The following is a 23558-nucleotide window of genomic DNA, read 5'->3' on the forward strand; positions in this document are numbered from 1 at the left end:
TCTTTTTTCATAATTAAAATCTGCTATAATGAAAAGGAATGAAGATAAAGGAGCGACGACCCTTGAAGAAAAAACAGACAAAGGAAAAAACGATTAATCGCGTGTTACTTGGCTTGATCGTATTTTTATTAGCGGTCATCGTGATCAGCTCGATTTTTTACTTGCGTTCCAGTCGTCCGGCGGTGCAGGCGAAGAAAGAAGCAGTAGAAATCGCAAAGAAATATGCAAATCTTGAGGAAGCCGATCATTTTTATTGGTTTACTCGAAAGAAGACATACTTTTCACTGACAGGTACAAATGATAAAGGAAAAGAAATCGCCGTTATCATTCCTAAATCTGGTGAAAAAGTAAAAGTATTGGATCAAACAAAGGGACTGACTGAAAACGAAGCAAAACAGACAATTGCTGCGGCCCATCCTGAAATCCAAATCGAAAAAGCTGCTTTGGGGATGTATGATGATCAGCCTGTGTGGGAAGTAGTAGGAAAAGAAACAAATGGGAAACTGAATTATTACCTGATTGGCTTTGAATCTGGAGATGAAGTCAAGACAATCAAGGGAATTTAAAAGGTAAAGGAATGAATGGGATGGAGTTATCAAAAAGAACAAAACGATTAGAACCGTCTGTCACTTTGGCAGCTGCGGCAAAGGCCAAGGCATTAAAAGCCAAAGGCAGAGATGTGCTGAGTTTGACTGTGGGAGAACCGGATTTTGCGACACCAGAAAACATCCAAGAAGCAGCAATCGAAGCAATCCGCAATGGGAAAGCTAGCTATTATACACCAACAGCAGGAATCCCAGAGCTTCGACAGGCAATCGTTGATTATCTGAAGAAAAACTATGGACTTGTCTATGAACCTTCACAAACAGTCGTAACAGACGGAGCGAAATTTGCTTTGTATACCCTTTTCCAAACGATCCTTGACCCGCAAGATGAAGTCATCATTCCTGTGCCTTACTGGGTCAGTTACGGTGAGCAAGTAAAACTGGCAGAAGGACTTCCTGTCTTTGTGAAAGGGGAAGAATCCAATAGCTGGAAAGTTACTGTTGAGCAGCTAGAACAAGCACGTTCAGAAAAAACAAAAGCCGTAATCATCAATTCTCCATCGAATCCGACTGGAATGATTTATAGCAAGAATGAACTGCAGGCAATCGGTGAATGGGCAGTAAAAAATGATATTTTGATAGTTGCTGATGATATTTATGGCCGTTTAGTTTATAATGGCAATGAGTTTACTCCAATTGCAACGATTTCAGAAGCAATCAAAAATCAGACCATCATCATCAACGGCGTGTCTAAAACATATGCGATGACAGGCTGGCGCATTGGTTATGCGGTGGGAAATCCTGTGATCATCAATGGAATGATCGCTGTTGCTTCCCAATCAACTAGCAATCCGACAGCAGTCAGTCAATATGCAGCTGTTGAAGCATTGAAAGGCGAGCAAGATACAGTGGAAGAAATGCGGAACGCCTTTGAAGAACGCCTGAATACGTTATATCCGCTTGTGGCAGAACTGCCGGGTGTTTCTCTTGAAAAGCCACAAGGAGCTTTTTATCTTTTTCCTAATGTAAAAGAAACGCTACGCATGTGTAAATATGAAAATGTCACACAATGGGTAGAAGATCTTTTAGAAGAAACAGGGGTAGCGCTTGTGACTGGCGAAGGCTTTGGGGCACCAGAAAATGTCCGCATGAGTTATGCCACTGATCGCGCTACGTTAGAAGAAGCGGTACGCAGAATCAAGCAATTTATTGAGAGTAAAAGTCAAAATTAATCCTGAAGAAATTCAAGGAATATAAAAGGAGAGTCATACGTGGAACAAATTCAAATCATCGATTCGAAAAACCATGTGGGAGAAACAGTAACAATCGGCGCTTGGGTCGCAAATAAGCGATCAAGCGGAAAAATCGCATTTTTACAATTAAGAGACGGAACAGCCTTTTTCCAAGGTGTAGTTGTAAAAAGCGAAGTGCCGGAAGAAGTTTTCCAAACAGCTAAAAATCTGCACCAAGAAACATCCGTGTTAGTAACTGGAGAAATCCGTGAAGACAGCCGTTCAAAATTTGGTTATGAAATCGGAATTACAAATGTGGAAGTGGTAAGCGAGAGCCACGATTATCCGATCACACCAAAAGAACACGGAACAGACTTCTTGATGGATCATCGTCATTTATGGCTACGTTCTTCAAGACAACATGCGATTATGCAGATCAGAAATGAAATCATTCGTGCAACGTATGAATTCTTTAATCAACATCATTTTGTCAAAATCGATCCGCCGATCTTGACTGGTTCCGCACCAGAAGGCACTACGGATCTATTCGAAACAAATTACTTTGATCAAAAAGCTTATTTATCTCAAAGTGGCCAATTATACATGGAAGCTGCTGCTATGGCTTTCGGAAAAGTCTTTTCATTCGGTCCGACTTTCCGTGCTGAAAAATCAAAAACACGACGTCATTTGATTGAATTCTGGATGATCGAACCAGAAATGGCTTTCACTCATCAAGAAGAAAGTTTAGAAGTACAGGAACAATATGTAGCATTCTTAGTACAAAATGTTTTAGATCATTGCGAATACGCATTAGATGTACTAGGACGAGACAAAGAAGTCTTAAAAACTTATACAAAATTGCCATTCCCTCGTATTACTTATGATGATGCGATCGAATTACTGAAGAAAAATGGATTTGATGACATCGAATGGGGCGAAGACTTTGGTTCACCTCATGAAACGTTCATTGCGAATTCATTCGAACAGCCTGTCTTTATCCTAAACTATCCAAAAGCCATCAAGCCATTCTACATGAAACCACATCCAACAAGAGAAGACGTGGTGATCTGTGCAGATATGATCGCACCAGAAGGTTACGGTGAAATTATTGGCGGAAGCGAACGGGCAACAGACTATGATTTCTTGCTAGAACAAATCCGTAATCACGGTTTGGATGAAAAAGAATATTCATGGTATCTTGATCTACGTAAATACGGTTCTGTTCCGCACTCTGGTTTTGGTCTAGGTCTTGAACGAACAGTCACTTGGATTGCTGGTATCGACCATGTGCGTGAAGCTATTCCATTCCCACGTTTGTTGAACCGAATTTATCCATAAGAGGTGATGAAAAAGCTGTTCTGCATCAAGTAATTAGAACAGCCAAGCAAAAACAGCTGTTCATGTTTTTGAATTGGCGGGACTTATTACCGCAGATGTAAGCTTTTGAATACCGTTTAGTGGAGAGGTTGTGCGCCTGCCGTTCAGCTCCGAGTCACAAGGAGTAATTTCAAAAAACAGTTTTTCATGTTTGATGACTATTGTGACTTGTGACCGAGGAGTTGGCCGGAGAGCAACGTTTATTTAAAAAAAAGAACTGCGAACTCTCGCAGTTCTTTTTTTAAAATACGGGATAAAGTAAGTTTCCAGCAGACAAGAGAAGAAAGCAAAAGAAATTGCTATTTGATTCACAAGGTTCTATAACGAAATCGCAATCAATCAAACATATACAAAGAAGGTTATTCAAATGGAAATCTGATTTGATGATGCTTCTGCTGTTGAAATAAAGCAGCATCTAGTACCTGAAAACAAACTAATAGTAACATTCGAAGATGGAGTAGGTCCGTATTTTCAGCATGCAATGATCCATATGTAAGTTTAATTCATCCTTGAAATCATCGGACCAGATAAAGTTATGACCAATCTATCCCAAGCAATCTAGAAGAGATATTAGTAAAAGAACATTTACTGGAAGTCTTAGATGAGCCTATAAATATATGTTCTGATGGCGTCATCAGTGGTCTGATTGACGGAAGCTTAGGTGTGATCGATTTCTCTGGACCAAACAACGAAGGAATCAAGGGGAATCCGGCACGTTAAGAAAAAAAGTATAAAAAACTAGACACTTGATGAGCGTTCATTCAATTGATTGAAGGGACTAGGCTGGTGTCATTTTTTATACATATATTTTCTCTTTCGTCTTGATAGGGCTTATGGGATAATATAAGGAAGAAAATCATCGTTTTATTCAAAAAGGAGTTTTTGACAAATGAAAAAACGTATATTATTTATCGGTGACAGCATTACAGACGCAGGAAGAGACCGAGCAGAAGCAACTGATCTAGGTAAAGGTTATCCACTTTTGATTGCCGGAAAACTAATCTCCCAATATCCAACGATGGAATTTGAATGCATGAACCGTGGGATAGGAGGAGACAAAATTGCAGATCTGCAAGTACGCTGGCAAGAAGATTGTTTAGCTTTACAACCTGACTATGTATCGATTTTGATCGGAATCAATGATACCTGGCATAATACTAGCGATCAGGCTATATTCGGAACTGAGAAATCTGCGCAGCAATTTGAATCCGTTTATCGAAAATTACTAAATGAACTTCAAACAGCGGAAATCTGCAACATCATCTTGATGGAGCCGTTTGTACTTCCTATAACCGACGACCGTCATGGCTGGCGTAAAGACTTAGACCCTAAAATCCAAATTGTTCGTAAACTTGCTAAGGAATATGGCGCATTGCTGGTTCCTTTAGATGGCATATTCAATGCTTTAGGGATTGCTTATGGTTTTTCGAAATATACAAGAGAAGATGGGGTCCACCCAACGATTGGCGGACATGAGATCATTGCACAAAGCTGGATAGATGCAATTGCCGCAGTCGATTTTTTTAGTGGAGATAAAAATGAGCGAAAGAAAAGTGAGAAATGATGGAAATACGGTGGGCAGTAAAAGAAGATTTACCTCAAATCAATCAGCTGATTACTGATCATCCAGAATCATTCGTAAAAGCAAAAACGGCAGCTGACCTAAATGATAAGAATAAACTATTGCTCGTTGCTGTAACAAAAGAAAAACGGATTATCGGATTTGCGCAAGCGGACGTGCAACAGTCAGAAGAACGGGTGGATCAGCGACCATCAGGAAAACTAATCCAACACACATTAGTAACAAAAGAAAATACGGAAGAAATCCAAAAAAAATTTGCAGAATACTTGATGCTGGAAGCTAAAAAAAGAAGAATAAAATCAATTTTTGCCCAGTTTTAATCAAAAACAGTAATAAAAGGAGAAATACAATGAGTTGTTTAGGAAATGTCATCTGGTTTATATTCGGCGGACTAATCGGTGGTCTTAGCTGGTTAGCAGCGGGGATACTTTGGTGTATCACGATCATAGGTATCCCAATCGGTATGCAATGTTTTAAGATCGCCTCCCTTTCTTTTGCGCCTTTTGGCAAAGAAGTAATTTATCACCAGTCTGGCATGTCATTGATCGTTAATATCATCTGGCTGATCGTTTCAGGCCTACCAATTGCTCTCGCACATGTCGTCAGCGGCATCCTTCTATGTATCACGATCATAGGGATACCTTTTGCCAAGCAATCTTTCAAACTTGCTCGATTGGCGTTGATGCCATTCGGTGCAGAAATTGTATAAAAAGAGAATAATAAAGGTTAGAAAACGCATAGAGTCAGGTGGGATACATGTATTTCACCTGACTCTATGTGTTTTCCTGTATAAGTTCTCCCATGTGACTTTTACGTCTTTTATTTATATGGGATTACTGTTTATGGAAAGTTGAAATAATTTTCATTAAAGAACTCTTTCTATATTTTTGAAAGCGTAGTGGAGCTTCGAATATCTGGGAAGGACATTTTGCAGGGATTGAAAAAAGATATTGTCCTATCGAAAAATTAATGAATTTAGACAAATTGCCAGCAACAGGCTTCAAACTTAGTTGCTATCCTGTCAAGATCAAGAAGGCAAGTGCGGGTTGGATAAGAGCAGGGGCAATGATCGAAGAGAAAAAGAAAGAATAAGCCAAAACATCTGTATGGAAGAAATTTTCCGATGCAGATGTTTTTCATTTTTTCTTTCGGATACCTTGACATATGAATAACCATTCATTTATAATTAGTTATGAAGAGATATTCATATGTTGAGGCGAGGAGGTCATTAAAATGAAAAGTTACAGATTAGAAGGTTTAGATTGTGCGAACTGTGCAATGAAAATCGAAAAAGGAGTTCAGAAGATCAATGGAGTCAAGGAAGCAACGGTAAACTTCACTTCTGGAAAACTAACGATTGACGCAGAGGAAGATCATTTGGCTACGATTGAACAAGAAACAAAAAAAGTAGTGAAGGAATTAGAACCAGATGTCAAAGTAACAGAAATAGATAAGGAAAAAGTATCTGAACATGGAAATGAAAAAGAGAGAAATACGCTGTTCCGGATTTTATTTTCCCTTGCAGGTATCGCTTTATTGCTATTATTTGATTTTAATGAACCAATTCGCTTGATAGGGTATTTATTGATTTATCTGCTGATAGGATATGATGTAGTGAAGAAGGCAGTGATGAATATCGTCAAAGGAAAAATCTTTGATGAGAATTTTCTTATGTCTGTTGCTACGATTGGCGCTATGTTGATCGGTGAATATCCAGAAGCCGTAGCAGTGATGCTATTTTATCAAATCGGCGAGTATTTCCAAGGATTGGCAGTCAGTCATTCAAGAAAATCGATTCGCGAATTGATGGCGATCCGTCCAGAAACAGCTCACGTGCAGACGACGGAAGGATTGATGACCGTGAACCCTGAAGACGTGCAGATCGGTCAGTTTGTACTTGTGAAGCCTGGTGAACGTGTACCGTTAGATGGAACGATCATCGAAGGAGAATCATTAGTCGATACGTCAGCACTTACAGGAGAATCAGTCCCTAAATCTGTATATGTTGGTGAAACAGTATTAAGCGGATTTATCAATAAAAATAAACCATTTTTAGTTCAAGTAGAAAAATCTTATGAAAATTCTACTATCAGCAAATTATTAGAATTAGTAGAAAATGCCAGCAGTAAAAAAGCACCAGCTGAAAATTTCATTACTAAATTCGCGCGCTATTACACACCAGTCGTTGTAGGATTGGCCGTTTTATTAGCTGTTTTACCTCCACTTGTTGTTTCTGGAGCGGCGTTTTCTGAATGGATCTATCGAGCATTGACATTTTTAGTGATCTCATGTCCATGTGCATTAGTGATTTCCGTGCCACTTAGTTTCTTTGGCGGTATCGGAGGCGCAAGTAAAATCGGTGTATTAGTAAAAGGTTCAAATTACTTGGAGTTGCTTGCGCAAACCGAGACAGTGGTATTCGATAAAACCGGCACATTAACGAAAGGTGACTTTTCGATCCAGACGATCGATACAAAAATCGATCCAAAGAAATTCATGCAATATATTGCGAGTGCAGAACAGTTTTCTACACATCCGATTGCTCAATCTGTTTTAGAAGGCTACGCAGGTCCGCTTTTACCAACAACTAATATCCAGGAATTTGCAGGTGAAGGGATCTTAGCTGAAGTTGATGGCAAACAAGTATTAGCAGGTAATCACAAATTGATGGAAAGATTTGAAATCTCTTTTCCTTTAAGTCAAGAAATCGGTACATTGCTTTATCTAGCGATCGATCAAAGTTACAGTGGTTATCTTGTTATTGCAGATACCTTGAAAGAAGATGCCGTAGACGCATTGGTTCAATTAAAACAGGCTGGTGTGAAGAACACAGTCATGTTGACGGGCGACTCGAAAAAAATTGCTGATCATATCGGGAAGCAAGTAGGCGTGGACAAGATATATAGCGAATTGCTTCCTGAAGATAAAGTGCAGCGGTTAGAGGAAATCTTACAAAGAAACAATAAAAAGACCGCATTTGTCGGAGATGGAATCAACGATGCACCGGTGCTAGCAAGAGCAGATGTAGGAATCGCAATGGGTGGATTGGGAAGCGATGCTGCAATTGAAGCAGCAGATGTAGTCATCATGAATGATCAACCATCGAAGATTGCAGAAGCAATCCATTTAGCAAAGAAAACATTGAAAATCGTCAAACAAAACATTGTCTTTGCTATTGGGATAAAAATTTTGGTACTTGCCTTAGGTGCTTTTGGTTTTGCATCAATGGGAGATGCAGTATTTGCAGATGTTGGGGTGACAGTATTAGCTGTTTTGAATGCCATGCGAAGCTTGCATGTAAAAAATAAACGTTGATCAATGAAGAGGACGAATGAACGTCCTCTTTTTTTTATATCCTTTTCTTAATGAAAAATGTAAAGAAAATAGATAGGATTATAAAATAACTAATGTTTTTAATTTTGCAGAAAATTCAAAATAGCTTGAAATTCAATAAGGTCAATGAAATAAAAGAAAATAACTTATTTTTTTGATGGAAAAAATATGAAAAAACGATGTGTATTAAATAAAAGAATACACACATAAAATAACACTGTCTTGTAAGTTTGTTAAAAATTGAATATGATTACATCTGGATAACAAATTTTTATCATAAAGGAGAGAACGAATGAACAACAAACAATTACGCTGGTTTACTGTTGCGTTAATTGCATTTAACATGGTTTGGGGCATGGGGAATGTAGTTAATAACTATGCTCAGCAAGGAGTATCAGTTGTCACCTCTTGGCTATTGATTTTGGCCATTTATTTTATTCCATACGCATTGATCGTTGGACAATTAGGATCAGCCTTCAAGGATAGTAAAGGAGGCGTCAGTTCATGGGTCGAAAATACGACATCTAATAAACGACTGGCATACTATGCCGCTTGGACTTACTGGGTCGTCCATATTCCTTATTTGGCACAAAAGCCTCAAGCAATTCTGATTGCTGGTGGTTGGGCAGTCCAAGGAAATGGAAATATCGTAAATACGATGTCAGTACAAATGGTAGCAGTTATTTCACTTATTATATTTCTTGCCTTTTTATATTTATCAACAAAAGGACTTTCTACTTTGAAAGTGATTGGCGGACTGGCCGGAACAGCGATGTTCGTCATGTCGATCTTATTTATTCTTTTAGCTGTAACGGCACCGTTCATCAATCCAACGATGGAATTTGCCACACCACATATGAATCAAGTGAAAACATATATTCCAACATTTGATTTCAGTTATTTCACAACCGTTTCGATGCTAGTATTTGCAGTTGGAGGGGCGGAAAAAATATCCCCTTATGTCAACTCTACAAGAAATCCTGCAAAGGAATTTCCTAAAGGGATGATCTTCTTAGCAGCAATGGTAGGGATTTGTGCTGTATTAGGCTCAGTCGCAATGGGTATGCTGTTTGCTAGTGATAATATTCCTAAAGACTTGATGGCAAATGGGGCATACAGTGCTTTTCAAATTTTAGGTAATTACTATGGTATCGGTAACTCATTGATGATCATTTACGCATTGACAAACATGATTGGACAAATCTCCGCATTAGCCTTTTCAATTGATGCACCACTAAAAATCTTGTTAGCAGATGCGGATCCAGAATTTGTACCAAACTGGCTACGTAAACGTAATCGTAAAGGTACATTGGTGAATGGTTATCTTCTGACAGGTATACTAGTAGGAATCATTATTTTGTTGCCGATTTTTGGTATCAAAGATATGAATGAATTAGTAAAATGGTTGACGAACTTGAACTCAGTTGTCATGCCAATGCGTTACCTATGGGTGTTCTTGGCATATATGATGTTGAATAAAGCTTATAAGAAATTCAATTCTGAATATAAATTTGTTAAAAATCCAAAAATCGGTTTTATCTTTGGTGCTTGGTGCTTTGCCTTCACTGCGTTTGCATGTATCCTAGGAATGGTGCCAAAAGTAGATTATACTGCTGATCCTAAAGCATGGTGGTTCCAATTATTTACGAATATCATCACACCAATCGTCTTGATCTTATTAGGTATGATCTTGCCAGCAATTGCTCGTCGAGACAAAAACAAAGAAATCACTGAACCAGAAACAGTGGTTCAGCCTTAAAATAGAAATACTTGTTACAAGAGGTTGTGACAGAAGTGGTCAGCTTCAAGAAATAAGAAGGAATTTACGAAAATTGCTTCTCAAATTTTTGTGAAGTTTCGGCTTGTTTTTCGAAGAAGCTACTTCTGGAACACCGTGAATCAGAGGTTGTGAAAAAGCTGTCCTGCATCAAGTAATAAGAACAGCCAAACAAAAATAGCCCCTCATATTTTTCGTTTGGCTGGGCTTATTACCGCAGATGCAAGCTTTGGAACACCGTTTAAGAAAGAGGTAGTGAGCCTGCCGTTTAACTCCGAGTCACAAGGAGCAATTTCAAAAAACAACTTCTCATGTTTGTTGACTATTGTGACTTGTGACCGAGGTGTTGGCAGGAGAACACCGTTTAAGGAAGAGGTTGTAAAATCAGCGATTTGACCTGAGTATTAGAGAAACAAACGGAAAAATAGCTCCTCATATTTTGCCGCTTTTTGAGCTAATGCTGAAGGTCAGCTGATTGAACACCATTTATTCGAAACAAGGGACTTTGACACGACTTTTGTCACAGTCCCTTGTTTTTTTGCGGCGTTATAAGTGGTATGATCGAACCAAATTCCAAAGAGAAGTGAGGGAGAAGAATGAAGATCATCGTGATTGGACAAAGTGGGTCGGGAAAATCGACCCTCGCAAGGAAGATCAAAGAAATCACCGACTTTCCGCTACTGCCGCTAGACCTTTTATGGCATACAACAGACTACAGTATTCAGGCAAAAAAGTGGTTTTTGCAAGAACAGCAATTGTTTATGGTATCTAATCCGTCATGGATCGTTGAAGGAAATTATACTTCTACATTAGAGGAAAGGATTAAAGAAGCAGATAAGATCATTTGGCTTAAAGTGCCGCGTTATCTCGCCATCTACCGAGTAGTTTGGCGTTCTCTAAAAAGAAAGATAAACAAAAAATCTCGGCCAGATATGCCTGAATCATTTTCGGAGAAACTAAACAGGGAATACTTAGAATTTTTATCTTTTATCTGGCATTTTGAAGAAAACAATGAACCGAAAATACAGCAGCTGATCCAAGTAGCTAATGCAAGAAATAAACTGATCATCCTTAAAACAAGACGAGAGAAACAAGAATTTTTAACTAAATTGAAAAATAGAGAGCAAAAATAATTGACAGTTTTTGTTTACAAGTGTAATCTGTATTCATAAGCTAATGATTACGTTTGTAAACGAAAGGTGTGAAATAAATGGAAAAAGTCAAAACGCCAGTAAAGATCAGTGATTCAGAGTGGGAGATCATGCGTGTTATTTGGACACTTGGACAGACGACAGCCCAAGAAATTACGCAGATCTTAGCTGATTCGATGGATTGGAAACCAGCAACGATCAAAACTTTGCTGGGACGTTTGGTAAAAAAAGAAGTGATCTGGACAGAACAAGAAGGAAAAAAATTCATTTATCATCCAGCTGTCTCGGAGATGGAAACAGTTCGCAGTGCGACGGAAAATCTTTTTTCCCATATCTGTGCAAAAAGGATTGGAGAGACGATTGCGGATCTAGTAGAAGAAGCCACTTTGACTCAAGAAGATATCAATGAGATTTTGAAACAACTGGAACAAAAGCAACCAGTAGATACGATCGAATGTAACTGTATCCCAGGTCAATGTGAATGTAAACAACATCAATAGGAGGAAGAAAAAATGAAACAACAATTTTCAATCGAAGGTATGAGCTGCAATCATTGTGCAGCAAGAGTAGAAGAAACAGTAAGCGCACTTGACGGCGTGCAAAAAGTGAAAGTAAATTTGAAAAAAGCAAACGGTACGGTCAAGTTTGATGAAACAAAAGTTCAATCCGAAAAGATTTGTCAAGCAATCAATGGATTGGGTTATAAAGCAGAGGTGATTTGATGGCAACAGCAGAAACCAAAATGGATACGTTCGTCATTACAGGTATGACTTGTGCAAATTGTTCTGCTAGGATCGAAAAAGAGCTGAACGGACAACCTGGTGTGGTCAATGCCACAGTCAACTTGGCCACTGAAAAAGCAAGTGTCAAATATGAAGGGACGACCACTGAAAAATTAATCCAAAGCGTAGAAAACATAGGCTATGGTGCAATTTTGTACGATGAAGCCCACAAACAAAAAATTGCAGAAGAAAAGCAAGCGTATTTGAAAAAAATGCTATTCGATCTTATATTGAGTACGGTTTTGACTTTGCCGTTGATGTTGTCAATGATTGCTATGATGTTAGGAAGCCATGCGGCGATTGTTCACTTTTTTCATTTTCCAATCGTCCAGTTAGTGCTGTCTGCTCCTGTCCAATTTTATGTCGGTGCTCGTTTTTATAAAGGTGCGTACCATGCAATCAAGACGAAAGCACCAAATATGGATGTATTGGTAGCAATTGGAACATCGGCTGCCTTTGCATTGAGCATTTACAACGGATTTTTCCGTGGACACCCCCAAGATCTTTATTTTGAAAGCAGCAGTATGATCATCACGCTGATTTTGCTCGGCAAATATTTGGAACATACAGCAAAAACGAAAACAGGTAATGCAATCAAACAATTGATGTCTCTTCAAACAAAAACCGCCCAAGTGATAAGAAACGGGAAAGAAGAAACGTTAGCGATTGAAGAAGTAGTCGTTGGTGATCAACTAGTCATCCGTCCTGGTGAGCAGATTCCAGCAGATGGTCGAATTATTTCAGGAAGCAGTGCGATAGATGAAAGTATGCTTACTGGTGAAAATCTTCCTGTAGAAAAGAATCCGGATGACACGCTCTTTGGCGGGACAATCAATACGAATGGTCTACTTCACATGGAAGTTACACAAGTCGGCAAGCAGACAGTATTAGCTCAAATCATTCAAATGGTGGAAGATGCTCAAGGGAGCAAAGCCCCAATCCAAAAAATCGCAGATCGGATCTCAGGGATTTTTGTTCCGATCGTATTAGTCATCGCGTTCATCACGCTCGTAGCTACAGGTTTGATCACTGGTGATTGGCAACTCGCATTGATCCATAGTGTCTCTGTATTAGTCATTGCGTGTCCATGTGCATTAGGTTTAGCGACTCCAACAGCTATTATGGTAGGTACGGGTGTTGGCGCACGAAACGGAATCTTAATTAAAGGTGGAGAAGCATTAGAAGCAGCTGCTCACTTAGACAGCATTGTTTTGGATAAAACTGGAACGATTACAGAAGGAAAGCCCAAAGTTACAGATCTAGTCGGTTCAAAAGAAGTCCTATCTATTTTTTATACTTTAGAACAAGCTTCTGAACATCCACTAGGTAAAGCAATCGTGGAGTACGGAAAACTGCAAGAAGCAGCAACATACGATATGATTGATTTTACAGCCCACCCAGGTGCTGGGATCAGCGGTACGATTAATGGAGTACGCTATTTTGCGGGTACACGTAAACGATTAATTGAATTGAACCTATCATTTGATGAATACCAAGAACACGCGTTAGAATTAGAACAGCAGGGAAAAACAGTCATGTTTTTAGCTGATGAAAAGCAAGTGATCGGGTTGATTGCCGTGGCTGATCAAATCAAACTAGAAGCCAAACAAGCAATCAAGCAGTTACAGAATAAAGGATTAGATGTTTTTATGCTGACAGGAGACAACAAACTGGCAGCCGAAACGATTGGTAAACAAGTTGGTATTGATCCAAAGCATATCTTTGCTGAAGTACTTCCAGAAGATAAAGCAGCCTACGTAGAAAAACTTCAGAAAGATGGCAAAAAAGTCGGTATGGCAGGCGATGGAATCAATGATGCACCGGCTTTAGCATTAGCTGATGTTGGTATGGCAATGGGAAGTGGAACGGACATCGCGATGGAAACAGCCGATGTGACGCTGATGAATAGCAGTTTGGCATCCATTGCACAAACAATCGAGTTGTCTAGGGTGACATTGAGAAAAATCAAACAAAATCTTTTCTGGGCTTTTGTCTATAATACGATTGGTATTCCTTTTGCCGCACTAGGCTTTTTGAATCCAATCATTGCAGGAGGAGCGATGGCGTTTAGTTCCGTCAGTGTATTGTTGAATTCCCTAAGCTTAAATCGACACATGAAAAAGTAAGAGAAGGGATGGAGTAAAAATGAATGGGAACGATATGGAGAAAAAACATGAGCATAAAAAAGAAGTAGTAAACAAAGAAAGTACAGAATCTCATGAAAAACAGATGGAGATGAAACATGACCATAGTCAGATGGATCATTCCATGCACATGGGACATAACCATGGAGATATAGCAAACAGCAAACAAATGGACCATTCGATGCACATGGATCACGAACACGGCGGCATGGATCATTCCATGCACATGGGGAATTTCAAACAAAAATTTTGGCTATCGCTTATCCTAGCTATCCCAATCATTCTTTTTTCACCAATGATGGGAATGGAATTTCCATTTCAAGTAACGTTTCCTGGTTCTGATTGGCTCGTATTGATCTTAGCAACTATACTATTTATCTATGGCGGTCAGCCATTTTTAAGTGGAGCTAAGATGGAATTGAAACAAAAAAGTCCTGCTATGATGACACTGATCGCGATGGGGATTACAGTTGCATATATTTATAGTGTCTATTCGTTTATCGCAAATCTGCTCAATCCACATACACACGTCATGGATTTCTTCTGGGAATTGGCTACTTTGATCGTTATTATGCTACTAGGTCACTGGATTGAAATGAATGCTGTGTCGAATGCCAGCAATGCTTTACAAAAACTAGCAGAATTACTGCCAGAATCAGTGAAACGCTTGACGAAAGATGGAAAAGAAGAGACAGTTTCATTGAAAGAAGTAAACGAAGGTGATCGTTTGATCGTCCGGTCTGGTGATAAAATGCCAACAGATGGTGTAATCTTGAAAGGTGAAACAATTGTTGACGAATCAGCTGTGACTGGCGAATCAAGAGGAATCAAAAAACAAGCCAATGACAAAGTGATTGGCGGTTCTATCAATGGGGATGGAACGATCGAAATCGAAGTAACTGGAACTGGTGAAAATGGTTATCTAGCGAAGGTTATGGAAATGGTGCGAAAAGCACAAGGAGAAAAATCCAAGCTAGAGTCATTATCTGACAAAGTGGCAAAATGGCTGTTTTATGTCGCATTAATTGTGGGTATCCTGGCATTCATCGCCTGGTTGTTCTTGACAGATCTTCCTAATGCATTAGAACGTATGGTAACAGTCTTTATCATCGCCTGTCCTCATGCTCTAGGTTTAGCTATCCCATTAGTTGTTGCTCGCTCTACATCAATAGCAGCTAAAAACGGATTACTTTTGAAAAACCGCAATGCACTGGAGCAAGCCAATGATCTAGATGTGATCATGCTGGACAAAACAGGAACACTAACAGAAGGAAAATTTACTGTAACGGGTGTCGAAGTACTTGATGATGCGTTCAATAAAAATGAAATCCTTCAATATTTAGGAGCATTGGAAGCGAATGCCAATCATCCATTGGCTGTTGGCATTATGAATTATTTGAAAGAACATGAAATCAAGCCTTATCAAGCCGAAAATCTAAAAAATCTTTCAGGAGTCGGGCTAGAGGCAACAGTCAAAAACCAACAAGTGAAAATAGTTAATGAAAAAGAAGTTGAGCGTCTCGGATTAAACGTAGAACAAGCATTATTGAAACCTTACCAAGAACAAGGAAATACCATCAGCTTCCTGATTTTAGAAAATCATCTAGCTGCAATCGTTGCTTTAGGTGACGTAGTAAAAACAGAAGCAAAAGAATTTATCCGAACATTGAAAGAAAGAAAAATCACTCCTGTCATGCTTACTGGTGACAATAAAAACGCTGCCCAAGCAGTAGCAGATTATTTAGGGATCGAAGAATATTATGGCGGTTTATTACCAGATGATAAAGAAGCTGTTGTCCAGAAATACCTTGACCAAGGGAAAAAAGTAATCATGGTGGGTGATGGGATCAATGATGCGCCAAGTTTAGCCCGTGCTTCAATCGGGATGGCAATCGGTGCAGGGACAGATATCGCAATCGATTCTGCGGATGTCGTGTTGACAAACAGCGATCCAAAAGATATTTTGCATTTTCTTGATCTAGCCAAGCAAACGCGAAAGAAAATGATCCAGAACCTCTGGTGGGGGGCAGGTTACAATATTCTTGCAATTCCGCTAGCAGCCGGAATTCTTGCGCCAATTGGTATCATATTAAGTCCAGCAGTTGGTGCTGTCTTGATGTCGTTAAGTACAATAGTTGTAGCTCTAAATTCTTTGACATTGAAAATCAAATAATAATGAAAAAAGGTTGTGACAAAAAACGTGTCACAACCTTTTTTTCGAATAATCGATACTCAATCAGCTGGTTCTCGGCATTCCAGAAGTAGATTCTCCAGAAATTTTATCTTATTTTTTGAAGCGGCTCCCTTTTGTCAGAACTTTTTTGTATACAATTTTTCTTATTATATGCGTTATTTCTAAATAGGTTTTTTTATCGAATTTTACCGGATCTGCTTGTCGTCCATATATTTCTGCTTCATATTGAGTAGTTAATCGAATGAAACGCAGATCTAGCTTGAATTCTTGTTCTATTCGCAGGCTATATTCCTGCAAAGATTCTGCGGGTTTGCGCGGTACCAATGTTTCCAAATGGTTAAGAAGTTTTTGATATGCAATCGTATTAGTAGAAGCAAAAAAATGAAGATAGATAAGATAACTTGTCCAGCGCAGAAATTTTCTGAATAACAATAGAAAGAACAACAAGACGGATAAACACACCCCAAGGCTGAATAAGACGATTTTATAAGCTGGTGTGAGTGTTGTTTCTTCTGATGGAATGACCTCAGATCTCTCACTGGAAATAGTTTCTGCCATATTTTCGCTTTCATTTGGTTGTTCGATAGCAGGCTGGACGGTTTCGGTTGTTTCAGCAACTGGTTGTGAACCCATTGGATTGGCAAATGAAGGGGTTGGTTCAAATGGAAGCCAGCCAAATCCAGGAAAGTATACCTCTGGCCAAGAATGAGCATGACTATTGAGAATGCTGTATTCCTCATTCCCTTGATTATCTGTGCCTGTTCTGAGCCCATTTGTAAAACCTTTTGTCCAGCGAGCTGGGATACCAAGTGTTCGAAGAAGGACGACCATAGAAGTTGAAAAGTTGTCACAATAGCCGACTTTTGAATCAAAGAGGAAATAATCCACATAATCGTGTTCTTTCGGAGTATGCCCGGTATCCGTTTTGGAATAGCGGAAATTTCCGCTTGTTTTTAAATACTGTTCGACAGCTTCGACTTTACGAATTAAAGTTGCTTCATTTTTGGTCAATTCGACCGCCAAGTCCTCAATACGTTTAGGCAAACTTTTTGGCAATTGAAGATTTGTCTGCTGATTTTCTAAATCATCAGCTTTTAACTGACTGCTTTTTAATTCTTCTCTCGTAAAAACTAACCTTTCTGTTTGTAAAGTTGCAGAACGTGTCGATTCATTCGGGACAGGAATGAATCGCTGGCTTTCAGGCAAATAGTAAAGCGTTTGTCCACTAGCTAATGAAAAATCAGTCAAGGTAGTATTTCCATAAGGATAAGGTAAGAAAGCTTGTTTTTTTAGGGTCAATGTAATGTTTTCTTTGTCTTCTATAACGGTTTGGTAGCTCGTGATGTCAACAGGGAATTCTTGGATTGGTTGGATGGGTGCGTCCTGATCTTCTATCCATCCAGAACCGGTGTAATGATTTTTATTTTCGATCTTCCAATAGCCATTTCCTTTTTGGTTCGCTGTAAAAACAACTTCGCCATTATCATATAAAGGTCCACCAAGCTGTTCATCATTCTTACTGAAGCCTGTTCTTGCACTTCCGGTTAATTGATACTCATGGAGTGTGTCATAAAGCCCTTCATCATTAAGATATTCTCGGATCGGTTCACTCGTTTCCTCGAGAGATTGGTGTACTTTCGGAAGATATAAAGGCAAGATAGCGCTAAAAGTTAAGAAACAAATAAGCAGAACTGTAGTCAATGACTGGAATCGAGTGTTTCCCGACAACAACCGGATGGAGAAAAATTGCCTTGCTGCCAGATACACGAACAAAACAGTTACTACCGCAATCATTTCGTACAGTAAATCTTTTTTCCGAAAAACGGTAAGCATCATGAAGTAAGCCATCAAAGAAAGAAAGGGTGCGTACCAATAGTCGTAATCCACGGTCAATGTAATAAATAAATAGATCAGCAACATTATGAGAAAAAAAGCTGTCTTTTCTGGCAAATAATAAAGTTTACCTTGGGATAGATGGAAGAATTCCTCTGTGACTGACGAAAAAAACTGTAAGATCCATAATATGGAAAATGTCTTCGAAGGAAAATATAAAAACAAACAACCTATCATTACTGGCAAAGAAAGCAGCAAACGTACCCATTTTTTAGGAATACAGCAGACAATAAGGCATAGGACACCAATAGTTAGGATAAGAAGGTAGCTGTTTTGCAATTGATTAGCTACTACAAATATAGGAGCACCTACACTTAGTATCACAAAGGAGTAAACGCCACGCAGCCATTTTTCCCGTTTAATCGTCAATCCATTCACCTCCTGGCAATGAACATATCTTGTCTTTTTCTTGGACCATGAGTTGTTTTTCTACGAAATAAACAAGATAAACCGTTCGATCTTTTGACAATGTTTCAATAGCTTCTGAGACTTCAGGAGAATTCTCAGGAACAAAGAGGACGATTTGTTTTTTTGCATATTTTTTCAAGTGTGCGAAAAAAGCTTTCTCATCGCCAGCTTCCAAAGAAGCAAAATAGGTATGACCGGGGTCTTTGCCATGAAAGGCGCGGTTGCCTAATATCAGAAATTCCGGCTGCTTTTCTTTTCTCAAATGCCATAAAGAAAAATACAAGTCTAGCAGAGGTTCAAATTTTGGACTGGGCGAACCCCAAAAGCAAAAAAGAGGAGAACATTCTTCTTCTTGATAATCGTATTCACGGTATAACCACTCTTGAGTATGAGCAGACAATTTCCAATCGATTCGGTTGAAAGAATCACCTGGACGATAAGCGCGATGTTCCCGAAAATCAAGACCTCTTTGGTACGCGTTCAGCTGCTGTTTTTTTTCCAGAACTCTCTGTAATTTTTCTGCTTGAATCTTACAAAAAGCAGGCAGAACAGTCACAGGAAAAGAGATCTCTCTTTTTGCACTTTTTCTGAAAAGTCCTAGACTATCATAGGCTGTAAAAATGACAGTTAATGTTTCATGGCATCCTCTTTCTTTTGGCTGCCAAAGCAATTGGACTTCTTGCGGTTTATTTGTAAGAATCAAAATCTCTTGTTTTTTTTCTGCAAAGATTGCTGGGAAGCCGATTTGTAAACGAGGGAGAGGTAAAGAAAAAGTTCTCTTTTTTGCTATGGAAAAAATAACCTGCATACTTTTTTTGCGATAAACGAGTGGCTGCAATGTACAAGTAACCGAAAGTTTCTTTAGAAAGCTGCTTAATGAAATCAAGCTCCATGATACATAAAGAGTAAAAAAGGCCAACAAGAACCAGCCTAAAGAATTGTTGAATACAAGAGCAAAAAGCACAATGATGAAATATACCAGAAATAACACAAAATTAATGAAATAATCTTTGATTTTTTCCATTGTCTACCTCAATCTACCTCACAGGAATAGGAATTTGTGCAACAAGAGTATGAATGATTTGTTTCTTTTCGTCTTCCTTCAATGAACGATCGTAAAAAATCAGGCGATGGGAAAACACGTAAGGAACTAAATCCTGCAAATCTTTGGGCGTGACGTAATTTCTCCCATGGATTAAAGCATAAGCTTTTGCTGCCTGAATAAAGGAAAGGCTTCCTCGTGGACTGATGCCAAGCTGGATGGCAGCATGACTTCTTGTTGCTGACACTAACTGCAAGGCATAAGATGCCACTTCGGGACTGACAAAGACATTCGCCACATTTGTTTTTATTTCTTCTATTTCATAACTGTTCAATACTTCATTTAAGTTATCCAACACTTTTTCGAATTTATCCAAAAGTAGCAAAAGTTCGTCATCAAAAGAAGGATAACCGATTTGTAGTCGGAATAAAAAACGATCGAGCTGTGCTTCCGGCAAAGGATATGTTCCTTCGTACTCGATTGGATTTTGCGTAGCTAAGACAAAAAAATGATTGTCTAGAGGGTATGTATTGTTGTCGATCGTTGCATGATTCTCGGCCATTGCTTCTAAAAGTGCTGACTGAGTACGAGGAGTCGTACGATTGATCTCATCTGCCAACAAGATCGTGGTAAAGATCGGTCCCGGACGAAATTCAAACTCTTTTGATTGTGAATTGTATACGGAAAAACCAAGAATATCACTAGGCAGCAGATCAGGAGTACATTGGACTCTGCTGAAGGTTCCCTGTACAGCTTTTGCTAGTGCTTTGACCAGTAACGTTTTACCTACACCGGGAATATCTTCGAATAAGACATGACCACCTGCTAATAGGGCCACGATCATCAATTGGATAGTTGAACGTTTGCCGATGACCGCTTTTTCTAATTCTTGTATCAACTGATCGATTTTTTGTTTGGATTCTTCTATTTTTTCTTCCATTTTCACATCACCTTCTCATAAAATCGCTATTTATTTCATTGTAATGGAAGGGAATACATCCTACAAGCAAAGTGATCTTATTATGTTTTTTTAAAGTACATTCGTTTTGAAATGAGAATACGATTAAATTGAGTAAAATAAAAAATAATGAGGAAGATTTGCGTATTTAAATAAATAGAAAGGGAGTTTTTTATCTTTTTAGGAGTGAACCCATTTTGATCAAACAATATGTTTAGAAATCAGGTGAGAAATGATCGATGAGATGGCAAAAACTATTATCAAAAAATGCACAGAATTTATTTTCACTAATCAATCTAATGAAAGATTTGATCTGGCGAAAAGCTGATTTAGCTGAAGAACTGAAAATCGATGTTAAAACAGTGGATCGGCATCTGAAACGTTTGGCGGAAAGCGACTGTCCCATTCAGCTGATTCTTCATAAGAAAACCGTTCAGTTAGTTTATGATCAAGGATATAGCGAACCTTATCTCTTGTTTGTTTTTCTGATCCAATCACCCCCGTTTTGTTTACTGAAAAATCTGCTATTGAATGAACCTTACGAGCAGAAGTACGATCGTTCTACGCAAGAGCGATTGAGAAAGTGGTTTGGCGAGTACCACCTTTCTTTTTCTTATAAAAAAGCACAGATCTTTGGTTCAGAAAGAAAAGTAAGATATCTGCTGTTTTGCTTTTTGAAAGATTTTCCGCATTTTTTTGCAGATGATGGAGAGCAGTCCTTTTCTGAGATGTTCATCTAATTATTGAAGCAAAGAAAGGATCCGGCAGAAATCGAGATTTTAGGAGACAGTCGAACACTATTCTTTGAATTGTTTCCTGAATTGCTATTTAGAGAGGAGCAGATTTTGCCAATAAAAGAAAAAAATTATCTAGCAATTTTGCGCTTGAGCTGTAACCAGATTACTGAAAAGCGGTGGAAACGGATAGAAGAGACACAAGACTATCGGAAATTGACGATTGTGACTGAAAAGCTTGATTCGCTGTTTTGGCTGAATAGCGAATTTGAGAGCGAAAACAAATCAAAGCTGACAAAAGTACTTTACCAAGAATGGCTTCGTTACGTAATTGGTATCCATGACCGGCTGATAGAAGAAGTTCGTTATTATCAGGAAACATTAGAAAAATTTCCCAATTCCAAAGATAAACTATATCAATTTCGGCTAGCGATCCAACAAGCACTTGCACACCCCGCAGTAGAGTGGGGGATGCTTTTACTGAAAACACTCCAGGAACGAGGGTATTTAGATGTCCACCCTCCTGAAGTGAAAATCGTCTTTTTTTTTCGCTATGAACACCAAGAAGCAAGAAGACTTGCTGGGGTACTGAACAAAACGCTAAGACATCGAAAACGGATCTCTATACATGTATGTACTCGAAATAAGCCGCCTCGGTATGCAGATCTAGTGATCACCGATCATTTTTTTCCACTAGACCATAACGAAGATCAAAAAACGTATCTGTACCATCCTTCATTTGGTATCGAAAGACTTCTTACCGATATCAATTACTGGTTAGGCAAAAACCGATAAAACCTTTGGAAAAAAGATCAAAACAAGTTAGTCTGTGCTATAATAAAAAGCGATTAGTAAAGGAGGAAATCCATTGGAATTAAAGAAATTAGAAGTTCCCACATCTTCGATCACAGAAGTGAAACGATCGCCGATGGATGTATTTGCTCAAGCGCGAGACGCGGGAACTGGCGTATATATATTTAATCGTGAAAAAGTAGCTGGCGTGATGCTGACCCAAGAACAATACGAAACGCTCTTGCAAGAACTAGATGTCCTTCGTCAAACAGTGAAAGTGGAGAGGAAAGAACCAAAAGAAATAAACGAAGAACCTATTAACAAAACAGCTTCCGTCGTATCCAATGCTGAAGGGATGGAAGAGCTGGCCCAAACATTACAGCACTCGCTCATTACTGGTGTGACGATTACAGCAAAAAATCTAGATGAACGAATGGTAGCACTAGGTTTTATTACGAAAAAGACCGGATTTGGCGGAGTCGTGGATATGCTTAGCGAGTTGATGGAAACTGGGAAAATCAACTACCAGTTAAGAAGAAAACCGCAAAATCGGACAATCATAGCTGAAATCATAGGAGAGCAAAACAGTCAATCTCAATCGATGGATAAAATCATCATCAAGAAAATTTTTCTACATGAGCTATAAGAAAACCATGTTCGCACTTCTAGGCAAGCCAGGCTTTGAAGACCTTGCCAAAGAATTGAACGAACGCCTTTAAGATAAGGGTTTTTCGCTAGATTTAAAAAATCAGTGATAGAAACATGTTCGCTTATAAATAAAATTAGTGATAGTTTTAGTGATAGTGAGCTTAAAAAAGCACTCAATTTGAGTGCTTTTTTATTTGCTCTTCTATATAGTTTTCTAGTTGATTCATTGATCTTTTTTTCACTTCGGGAGAAATATGGGCATAGACTTGTGTAGTGGAAACATCTTTATGACCTAAAAAATCTTTGATATCTTCTAAAGGTATTCCTGCTTGTCTCGTTCTAGCTGAAAAAGCAAAACATAATGTTGGTGTTTTCCTTTCAGCATATCTATCAGCAAGATGTAGAGTAGGACAACCTCGTGAGCCAAAAGTCCTGTGCAAATCGAGTTACAACACACACATGATAAAGAAACTTTTGAAAAGAACTATAAAGTATACGTTGAATTGGCAAGAGATTCAGCAATGAAATATGGTATTCCATTAACATTAGACACTCCTTATAACCAACCAGGAATCAAATCGCATTTATGGGTAACACAAAATATTTGGGGCGATCATACAGATCCTTACGGTTATCTTTCTGAAATGGGTGTAAGTAAAGAAAAACTAGCCTATGATTTGGCTCATGGTTTTACGGATGATAATCCAACTACTTCGGAGGATAAACCAGTAATTGATCCAACTCGAGCAGGTGCTGCAAATTCTACGCTGACAGATGGAACAAATTACGCCCACATTGATCAGTTCGGAGAAATCGAAAACGCAAACTTGCATGTAGCTGGATGGCACATTGCTAATTATAAATACGAGTATATTTTCATTATGGACTACAATACTGGAAAAGAACTAGCTAGAGTAAGAGCTGATGGGATTTATAGACCAGACGTAAATCAAGCTTATAATACTT

The 23558-nt window shown here is 38.7% G+C and carries 17 protein-coding genes and 3 pseudogenes; 16 read left to right on the plus strand and 4 right to left on the minus strand.

Annotated features, from left to right (window positions below):
• Positions 1 to 38 precede the first annotated feature (38 nt).
• From OZ002_RS10755 to copB, 13 genes are all read left to right on the plus strand, one after another.
• Positions 39 to 566, plus strand: coding sequence for a cell wall elongation regulator TseB-like domain-containing protein (locus OZ002_RS10755; protein WP_002348809.1), 528 nt, complete (start codon positions 39 to 41; stop codon positions 564 to 566).
• A 20-nt stretch (positions 567 to 586) separates the two neighbouring features.
• Entirely contained in the window at positions 587 to 1777 is a 1191-nt protein-coding gene (locus OZ002_RS10760; RefSeq protein WP_002296294.1) for a pyridoxal phosphate-dependent aminotransferase, read from the plus strand.
• A gap of 39 nt (positions 1778 to 1816) precedes the next feature.
• Complete coding sequence (asnS, locus tag OZ002_RS10765) at positions 1817 to 3115, plus strand: asparagine--tRNA ligase (protein WP_002291771.1); 1299 nt, start codon at positions 1817 to 1819, stop codon at positions 3113 to 3115.
• Between the two features lie 928 nt (positions 3116 to 4043).
• A complete protein-coding gene (locus OZ002_RS10770; protein WP_002301946.1) occupies positions 4044 to 4718 on the plus strand; it encodes an SGNH/GDSL hydrolase family protein in 675 nt (224 codons plus the stop codon).
• The gene (locus OZ002_RS10775) at positions 4715 to 5056 is read left to right on the plus strand and encodes a hypothetical protein (RefSeq protein WP_002319756.1); all 342 of its coding nucleotides are present in this window, start codon (positions 4715 to 4717) and stop codon (positions 5054 to 5056) included. The genes OZ002_RS10770 and OZ002_RS10775 overlap by 4 nt, the downstream gene beginning before the upstream one ends.
• A gap of 29 nt (positions 5057 to 5085) precedes the next feature.
• Positions 5086 to 5445: a YccF domain-containing protein gene (locus tag OZ002_RS10780; protein WP_002288776.1), complete on the plus strand. Its 360-nt coding sequence runs from the start codon at positions 5086 to 5088 to the stop codon at positions 5443 to 5445.
• A gap of 524 nt (positions 5446 to 5969) precedes the next feature.
• On the plus strand, positions 5970 to 8051 hold the full coding sequence (locus OZ002_RS10785) for a heavy metal translocating P-type ATPase (RefSeq protein ID WP_002301949.1): 2082 nt from the start codon (positions 5970 to 5972) through the stop codon (positions 8049 to 8051).
• 310 nt (positions 8052 to 8361) lie between these two features.
• Positions 8362 to 9828, plus strand: a complete 1467-nt coding sequence (locus OZ002_RS10790; protein WP_002288779.1) for an APC family permease — start codon at positions 8362 to 8364, stop codon at positions 9826 to 9828.
• A gap of 614 nt (positions 9829 to 10442) precedes the next feature.
• Positions 10443 to 10979, plus strand: a complete 537-nt coding sequence (locus OZ002_RS10795; RefSeq protein ID WP_002323435.1) for a hypothetical protein — start codon at positions 10443 to 10445, stop codon at positions 10977 to 10979.
• Positions 10980 to 11056: 77 nt separating this feature from the next.
• A complete protein-coding gene (locus OZ002_RS10800; RefSeq protein ID WP_002294855.1) occupies positions 11057 to 11497 on the plus strand; it encodes a CopY/TcrY family copper transport repressor in 441 nt (146 codons plus the stop codon).
• Positions 11498 to 11509: 12 nt separating this feature from the next.
• Positions 11510 to 11719, plus strand: a complete 210-nt coding sequence (gene copZ / locus OZ002_RS10805) for a copper chaperone CopZ (protein WP_002289040.1) — start codon at positions 11510 to 11512, stop codon at positions 11717 to 11719.
• Complete coding sequence (locus tag OZ002_RS10810) at positions 11719 to 13905, plus strand: heavy metal translocating P-type ATPase (RefSeq protein ID WP_002323434.1); 2187 nt, start codon at positions 11719 to 11721, stop codon at positions 13903 to 13905. Before copZ ends, OZ002_RS10810 begins: the two co-directional genes overlap by 1 nt.
• 19 nt (positions 13906 to 13924) lie before the next feature.
• Positions 13925 to 16096 carry a copper/silver-translocating P-type ATPase CopB gene (copB, locus tag OZ002_RS10815; RefSeq protein ID WP_325083295.1) on the plus strand — a complete coding sequence of 724 codons (2172 nt, stop codon included), beginning with the start codon at positions 13925 to 13927 and terminating at the stop codon, positions 16094 to 16096.
• Between the two features lie 111 nt (positions 16097 to 16207).
• Here copB and OZ002_RS10820 read toward each other — a convergent pair whose 3' ends face one another.
• Genes OZ002_RS10820 through OZ002_RS10830 form a run of 3 tightly spaced genes read right to left on the minus strand, consistent with a single transcriptional unit; the run spans position 16208 to position 20400 of the window.
• The gene (locus OZ002_RS10820) at positions 16208 to 18379 is read right to left on the minus strand and encodes a transglutaminase domain-containing protein (RefSeq protein ID WP_325083296.1); all 2172 of its coding nucleotides are present in this window, start codon (positions 18377 to 18379) and stop codon (positions 16208 to 16210) included.
• Entirely contained in the window at positions 18369 to 19442 is a 1074-nt protein-coding gene (locus OZ002_RS10825; protein ID WP_325083297.1) for a DUF58 domain-containing protein, read from the minus strand. Before OZ002_RS10825 ends, OZ002_RS10820 begins: the two co-directional genes overlap by 11 nt.
• 13 nt (positions 19443 to 19455) lie before the next feature.
• The gene (locus OZ002_RS10830) at positions 19456 to 20400 is read right to left on the minus strand and encodes an AAA family ATPase (protein ID WP_002303094.1); all 945 of its coding nucleotides are present in this window, start codon (positions 20398 to 20400) and stop codon (positions 19456 to 19458) included.
• 257 nt (positions 20401 to 20657) lie between these two features.
• Here OZ002_RS10830 and OZ002_RS10835 point away from each other — a divergent pair.
• Positions 20658 to 21947: pseudogene (locus OZ002_RS10835) on the plus strand (hypothetical protein).
• Positions 21948 to 22020: 73 nt separating this feature from the next.
• Complete coding sequence (locus OZ002_RS10840) at positions 22021 to 22590, plus strand: type II toxin-antitoxin system Phd/YefM family antitoxin (RefSeq protein WP_325083298.1); 570 nt, start codon at positions 22021 to 22023, stop codon at positions 22588 to 22590.
• A 175-nt stretch (positions 22591 to 22765) separates the two neighbouring features.
• On the opposite strand, the pseudogene OZ002_RS10845 reads toward OZ002_RS10840, so the two are convergent.
• Positions 22766 to 22942, minus strand: a pseudogene (locus OZ002_RS10845) (recombinase); the annotation flags it as partial.
• 72 nt (positions 22943 to 23014) lie between these two features.
• Here OZ002_RS10845 and OZ002_RS10850 point away from each other — a divergent pair.
• Positions 23015 to 23558: pseudogene (locus OZ002_RS10850) on the plus strand (N-acetylmuramoyl-L-alanine amidase); the annotation flags it as partial.

Source organism: Enterococcus sp. E4-150 (assembly GCF_035726465.1).
Taxonomy (GTDB): Bacteria; Bacillota; Bacilli; order Lactobacillales; family Enterococcaceae; genus Enterococcus_B; species Enterococcus_B faecium.

Bases quoted from the DNA above. Each gene is read 5' to 3' on its own strand.
- OZ002_RS10760 (WP_002296294.1), top strand. From the start codon at position 587: ATGGAGTTATCAAAAAGAACAAAACGATTAGAACCGTCTGTCACTTTG.
- OZ002_RS10780 (WP_002288776.1), top strand. From the start codon at position 5,086: ATGAGTTGTTTAGGAAATGTCATCTGGTTTATATTCGGCGGACTAATC.
- OZ002_RS10795 (WP_002323435.1), top strand. From the start codon at position 10,443: ATGAAGATCATCGTGATTGGACAAAGTGGGTCGGGAAAATCGACCCTC.
- copB (WP_325083295.1), top strand. From the start codon at position 13,925: ATGAATGGGAACGATATGGAGAAAAAACATGAGCATAAAAAAGAAGTA.
- OZ002_RS10800 (WP_002294855.1), top strand. From the start codon at position 11,057: ATGGAAAAAGTCAAAACGCCAGTAAAGATCAGTGATTCAGAGTGGGAG.
- OZ002_RS10775 (WP_002319756.1), top strand. From the start codon at position 4,715: ATGATGGAAATACGGTGGGCAGTAAAAGAAGATTTACCTCAAATCAAT.
- OZ002_RS10810 (WP_002323434.1), top strand. From the start codon at position 11,719: ATGGCAACAGCAGAAACCAAAATGGATACGTTCGTCATTACAGGTATG.
- OZ002_RS10790 (WP_002288779.1), top strand. From the start codon at position 8,362: ATGAACAACAAACAATTACGCTGGTTTACTGTTGCGTTAATTGCATTT.
- OZ002_RS10785 (WP_002301949.1), top strand. From the start codon at position 5,970: ATGAAAAGTTACAGATTAGAAGGTTTAGATTGTGCGAACTGTGCAATG.
- OZ002_RS10830 (WP_002303094.1), bottom strand. From the start codon at position 20,400: ATGGAAGAAAAAATAGAAGAATCCAAACAAAAAATCGATCAGTTGATA.
- copZ (WP_002289040.1), top strand. From the start codon at position 11,510: ATGAAACAACAATTTTCAATCGAAGGTATGAGCTGCAATCATTGTGCA.
- OZ002_RS10825 (WP_325083297.1), bottom strand. From the start codon at position 19,442: ATGGAAAAAATCAAAGATTATTTCATTAATTTTGTGTTATTTCTGGTA.
- OZ002_RS10770 (WP_002301946.1), top strand. From the start codon at position 4,044: ATGAAAAAACGTATATTATTTATCGGTGACAGCATTACAGACGCAGGA.
- OZ002_RS10755 (WP_002348809.1), top strand. From the start codon at position 39: ATGAAGATAAAGGAGCGACGACCCTTGAAGAAAAAACAGACAAAGGAA.